Here is a 5,763-nt window from a genome sequence, read left to right as displayed (position 1 = left end):
TTGGGTACGATTGCAGAACAAGAAAGGGAAACGATACGAAAGCGGCAAGCAGAGGGGATTGAGGCCGCAAGGCAGAAGGGGAAAAAGCTTGGTAGGCCGTCGCTTACCATTCCTGCAAACTGGAAGGAGGTTTACGCCTCTTGGAAAGGGGGTGAGATAACAGCTAAGGAGGCTATGGAGAGGACAAGCACAAAGAGATCCAGCTTCTATAAATTAGCTGGTATGATGGAGACTTAGCGTCTTTATCATTGGCACGGATGTAGGCATCTACCGAATTGTCGGATTTCTTTGAAATCTTCTTGCGTTTTTAGATGCAGTCTGTTATGATAAATCTGCCTAATCCAATTGTGACATACATGGCGAATTGTGTAATACATTGAAGGAAGCCAAATAGCTCAAAAAGTTCTGAAATCCTTTAAATTTTATTGATTTTAGACATCAAGAACATGGTGAAGCTCATTGACCTGCTGGAGGACAACGACGACGTGCAGAACGTCTGGCACAACTGGGATCAGGACTGAGCTTAAAACCAGAACGCACAAAAGGAGGACCTGCACCAAAGGTCCTCCTCTTTTTTCTTTCAAAAGGAGGCGCTGTTTTGCATCTGGATCTCATCTGCCAACTGATCCTTCAATTCTTTCTCTTCTCCTGCCTGGGGTGGATGATGGAGGTCACCCTGAAGTACGTCCAGTTCCACCGCTTCATCAACCGGGGTTTCCTCATCGGGCCCTACTGCCCCATCTACGGCTGGGGCGCCGTCACCGTGACTCTGGTGGTGGGCGGGCTGGTGGCCCGGCGGGGCACGGTGGGGGAGACCTTCCTGGCCGGCATGGTGCTGTGCGGAGCCCTGGAGTATTTCACCTCCTGGTACATGGAAAAGCGCTTCCACGCCCGCTGGTGGGATTACAGCCAGAAGCCCATGAACCTCCACGGCCGCATCTGGATCGGCAACCTGCTCCTGTTCGGGGCGGCCTGCGTCCTCATCGTCCAGGTCATCGATCCGGTCCTGTTTGGCTGGATGGAGGGGTGGAGCCCGCTGGTCCTGCGCTTTGCCGCCCTGACGGTGGCGGCGGTGATGCTGGCCGACTACACCGCCGCCCATTTCCTCATGGGCATGGTGCGCCGGAGCATCGACGACCAGCCCGGCGACAACACGGAGGAGATCACAAAGCAGGTGCGGGTGCTGCTGCGTGACCACACCCTGCTCATCCGCCGTCTCCACCAGGCCTATCCCGACCTGCGTGCCTATCCTCAGCGGCTGACAAAGCAGCTCCAGGAGACCCGCAAGGCCTACAAGCAAGCGGCAAAGCAGGTCAGGCAGACCCTGCGTCAGGCCGCCAAGGCCAGAAAGAAGGGCCTGGAGGCCGGTCTGGAAGCCCGGCTGGAGCAGGCCATGGCGATCAAAAAGGAGGCCCGGGCCAAGCTGAAGGAGATCCAGCAGCGGCTGACCATCCATCGGGAAGAGGATTGATCCCTGTAAAAACACAACCACCAGCTTCGGAAAGCTGGTGGTTGTGTTTTTTGCTTCCATTACCAGGAGAATGCGTTCTGCTGTACGCCGCGGTAGAGGAGGGAGACAATCTGGGCGCGGGTGCAGACCAGATCGGGGCTGAAGTTGCTGCCGCCGGTGCCCTGGGTAACGCCGTGCTCCACGGCCCAGCTTACCGCACCGGCATAGTAGCTGCCGCTGTCTACGTCGGAGAAGGCTGAGACCCGCCCGGCGGAGGGGGAACCGGCGGCCCGGTGGAGGAAAGCCACTGTCTGGGACCGGGTCACCTCAGCGTCAGGGCTGAAGGCATTGGCTCCGGTGCCGCCGGTGATCCCCTGTTCCACCGCCCAGCATACCGCGTCATAGTAGAAGTCGCTGGGTCCTACGTCCCGGAAGGGGAGCGTCCGGCTCTTGGGAGTGGGGGAGCCTGCCGCCCGCCACAGGAAGGTGACGGCCTGAGCACGGGTGCAGTAGGCGTCGGGGGCAAAACGGTTCCGGTCGGCTCCCTGGGTCACATTCTTCTTTACCGCCCACTGGACGGCTTCATAATAGTAGTCGGTTTTGGACACATCCCGGAAGGAGACTTCCTTCTCAACGGCAGGCTGCTCCTGGGTGGGAGCGGGGGTGACCGGAGTCTCCTGCTTGAACACGGCGGTGATCTTCACGGGGGAGGCGGGCATGGTAAAGGTGTACTGGGTGGAACTCTTCCGGGTCACTTTCACTGTCTTTCCCGCCCGGTCCTGGATTTGCAGGTCCTGAAGGACGTAACCCTCATCGGGCTTGGCGGTGACGGTGACCGTCCTGCCCCGGGGTGCGCGCAGGGCGCTGAGTTTCAGCGTTCCGTGAGGCACCGGACCTGCTTTGATGGGATAATAGGTGGTTTGAGGGATAGAAGGCTCCTGGGGGGCAGGCGTCTCCGGGTTATGGCCTGCATGGTCAGAAATATAAGCGATGGTCTTTTCTGCCTCAGCCTTACCGGGAGCGGCAGAAGCACCGGACCAGCGGGGGATATTGGGATTCTCCGTCTCGGATTTCCAGGTGACACCGTCATGCTTGACCGCATGGGGGGCGTTGACCCCGGCAGCGGCGGCCTTGCCGCCGGTGACATCGGCGCTCTTGGGGAAGCCGGAGGCGCCGCCCTGGAGGTATGCCTTGGCGGTGGTCACAGAGCCGGTACCGCTGACAGCGTCGCCGCCCCGGTCAAAGGTGCCGTCGCCGCCTACCGCCACCAGGGTACCATTGCCGGCAATGGTGCCGCTCTCCAGCAGAATGGCTGTGCCGCCCACCGAGGTAGCGGCCTGCATCCCGCCGCCGTACACCGCCAGCAGGGCCCCGTCGGCCAGGGTCAGAGTGCCGCCGGTGACGGAAAGGCCGGTCTGACCGGCGTAGCTTCTGCCAGTGAGGGGATCAGTGCCGGTGGGGGCCTCGTCGCCCTTGATAAAGACCTGTCCCTTCACCGTCACGTCGCCCAGCACCGCCACCACCGGCTGGGTATTCTTCCGGGCCTGGCTGCCGTTGGCGATGAAATTGGTGTTGGAGTAGATGGCGGCGTTCTCCAGCACCGCGCCGCCCATGAGCCGCAGCTGTCCGTTGATGGAGGCGCCGGTGAGGAATTTGCCGTGGTAGCTGTCATAATTCATGGAGAAGGTGCCGCCCTGCTCCACCTGGATCACGCCCTGAACGGCGGAATCCTGGAGGGTCAGCTTGCCGCCGGACTGCACCACCATCTTCACGCTGCTGAGCAGGTCCATATTCACCAGGGTCAGGTCGCACCCGGCGGGGATGAGCAGGGTCTGGACCGGCTCCTGGCCGTTGGGCATGGCATAGCCCAGCTTACCGTAGGTGCCGCTGGTGTGGGAGCCGAACCAGGCCTTGATCTGGGTGGGGACGGTCACCGTCTCGTTCTCGCCGCCGAAGTCCCGGATGGCCCAGGGCACCATATCGTACAGATATTTGCCGTCCTGGGCCTGGGTGGCATGGTCCAGAGTCAGCCGGTCCACCAGCTTCTCATCCCCGCCGTACACCAGGAAGGGGAGGGAGTTGCTGACGGCTTTCCGGCCCTGGTCGTCGGTGATGGTGACCGAAATCTGATATTCTCCCTTCCGCTCCGGAGTACCGGACAGGGTGAGGGCGCTGTCCAGAGTGGAGTACACCCCCGTCATTCCGCTGCCCTGGGGGGAGATCTCCACGGCGCTCTGTTCCCGGCGGACGGTGACGCCGCTCTTGTGGAGGGGGAGCCAGTCGCTGTCGGTGGGGGCGGCGTCCTTGTTCGTCAGGGCGCACTGTACCTCCACGCTGCTGTTTTTGTTCACCGTCACGGTGGAGGTGGCGCCGGTGACGGCGTCGTAGCCCTTCTGATCCACCAGAGCGGGCTCAAAGGAGCCCACCAGACGGACGTGCAGGGTCTGTTCGCCGCCGGGCTGGGGCGCCTCATCTCCCACTACCTCCGCCCGGCAGGTCCCTTCCTCCAGGGTGATCTTCAGCCGCAGATCTCGGTACTGGCTGCTGGAGATGGTAAGGATATCTCCCGAATGGAGGACGGGATTCATGGCGTCAAAGTAGACGGCGGACCCGGCGGCGTCCAGATAATAGGTGGGGCCGTTGAGCGTCGGCTTATGGCTTACCGGCTTCAGCTCCACCGGCTGCTGATCGAGGGAGGCGCACCGGATGGCGGTAATGCCGTCCACATAGTGGTCCAGACCGGTAATGGTCAGCTTCAGATAGGAGGACAGCACCCGCTCCATGGCAGCGGAAACGCCGTCCGTGGGCTTGTCTCCCCCGGGAGAGACCGCCGGACCCTCGGACGCCACGGTGACCTTCAGAGCCTGGGTATCCAGCGAAAGATGCAGATCCTCATAGCCCTGGGCCCCGATGGTGCAGCGTACCGTGCCCCGCAGGGTGGGCGGCAGCATGATGCGTCCGTCGTTGGACAGGCGCACGTAGGTGCCGCTCTTCATGGAGAGGGAACTGCCCACTTCCTGGTAGGGGACGCCGTCCACGGTCAGACTCTGTATCTTGTCGATCCAGCCGGAGTGCTGGTATCCAAAATCCAGATACAGAGCCTTACTGAAAAAATTGGTGCTCACCGTCTCCACGGGGACGGGGGGCTGGGTGCCCGCGGCCCACGCCCGAAGGGGCAGCAAGGTAAACAGCATGGCCAGGGACAGAGCCAGCGACAGCAGCCGTGTCCTCTGTTTGGTGATTCGCATGGCGTTGTATTCTCCTTTCGATGTTCTGATGAGATGCGGCACGCCCCTCGCCACGGCGCTCTCGATGGTTAGCATAAACTAACTTATAGCTTGAAAAAAGGCAACGACCGGAGACAGCCGCTGCGGCGAAGGGGTAGGACGGACAGGACCAGTATATAAACCGGAAGGGGCCCTGTCAACCAACCTTAAGAATTCTTAAGGTTGGCGGCAGGGCCGGGAGTTCTCTATGGAATGTATTCAAAGTGGCGGCAGAGCCATTTGCCCGCCTTGCTGCCCAGCACCAGGGCGATGGGCAGGGGAATGACTGCGAAGAGCAGAAGAAAAACCAGCGGATTCCAGGAGGCGGCATACAGCAGGACGGAGTAGTCGGAGAAGTGATCCAGCAAAAAGACGTAAAGCCGAAACATGAAATATACCGCCCACACCATGCAGAAGGCCTCCAGCTTGGAACTGTCCATTCCGGTGTGGACCTGGTCGGACTCCGGGATGGGACGGCCCTTGACCTCCCGCTCCAGCAGGGCGGCGTAATCCTCCAGGCCGCTGGCCTGGGCGGTGTCGGTGAAGCGCAGCTTGTCGTAGGCGTCTATGGCCGCCTGGAGCCGCTGCCGGAGGGAAAAGGCCGCCCCGGAGGCGTTCTTCTGAAAATCCTCGATCATGGCGCGGATCTCCTCCAGGGTGAAGCCCGCCTTCCGCAGGGTGGAGATGGCTTTCAGCCGGTCCACGTGGTTAGGGGAGAAGTCCAGCCAGGTCCGCCCGCCCCGGCGCTGGGCCAGGGGAACCACCAGTTTTTCCTGAACGTAGAACCGCACCGCACGCTCCGTCAGACCGGTCTGGGCGCATACTTCCTTCATTTTCATGGGCCATCCCTCCTTGGGTAAGGACAGTGTACCATCTGACGTAAGGGAAGAGTCAAGGGATTTTGCAAAAAAAGATGGCCCGGAGCTGCACGCTCCGGGCCATCATATCTGCAAGTAAGCCTGTAAGCCGGGTTCTGTCCTTTAAGACAGCCATCTATCTCGACGCACCGTTGCCGGTACGCTCAAGCCGCCTCCCCGGGACGGCCGG

The 5,763-nt window shown here is 61.1% G+C and carries 4 protein-coding genes and 1 pseudogene; 3 read left to right on the top strand and 2 right to left on the bottom strand.

The features are described from left to right. The 3 genes and pseudogenes from IHN22_RS12735 to IHN22_RS12140 form a co-directional block, all read left to right on the top strand. Positions 1-237, top strand: a pseudogene (locus IHN22_RS12735) (recombinase family protein); the annotation flags it as partial. Between the two features lie 188 nt (positions 238-425). Next, positions 426-521 (top strand): YebC/PmpR family DNA-binding transcriptional regulator, encoded by a 96-nt coding sequence (locus IHN22_RS12920; protein WP_365814197.1) that lies wholly within the window; start codon positions 426-428, stop codon positions 519-521. A gap of 77 nt (positions 522-598) precedes the next feature. Beyond that, positions 599-1,471, top strand: coding sequence for a putative ABC transporter permease (locus IHN22_RS12140; RefSeq protein ID WP_191435635.1), 873 nt, complete (start codon positions 599-601; stop codon positions 1,469-1,471). A 59-nt stretch (positions 1,472-1,530) separates the two neighbouring features. Here the strand turns inward: IHN22_RS12140 and IHN22_RS12135 are convergent, their stop codons facing one another. Beyond that, positions 1,531-4,698, bottom strand: a complete 3,168-nt coding sequence (locus tag IHN22_RS12135; protein WP_191435633.1) for an S-layer homology domain-containing protein — start codon at positions 4,696-4,698, stop codon at positions 1,531-1,533. Between the two features lie 224 nt (positions 4,699-4,922). Further along, a complete protein-coding gene (locus tag IHN22_RS12130) occupies positions 4,923-5,555 on the bottom strand; it encodes a MerR family transcriptional regulator (protein ID WP_191435631.1) in 633 nt (210 codons plus the stop codon). Positions 5,556-5,763: the final 208 nt, after the last annotated feature.

The organism is Flavonifractor sp. An112 (assembly GCF_904377885.1).
Classification (GTDB): domain Bacteria; phylum Bacillota; class Clostridia; order Oscillospirales; family Oscillospiraceae; genus Flavonifractor; species Flavonifractor avicola.
Note: the sequence above shows the minus strand (reverse complement) of the source record. Positions and strands in the feature narration are given on the sequence as shown.

Coding starts and splice junctions, on each gene's coding strand:
- IHN22_RS12135 (WP_191435633.1), bottom strand. CDS start 4,698: ATGCGAATCACCAAACAGAGGACACGGCTGCTGTCGCTGGCTCTGTCC.
- IHN22_RS12130 (WP_191435631.1), bottom strand. CDS start 5,555: ATGAAAATGAAGGAAGTATGCGCCCAGACCGGTCTGACGGAGCGTGCG.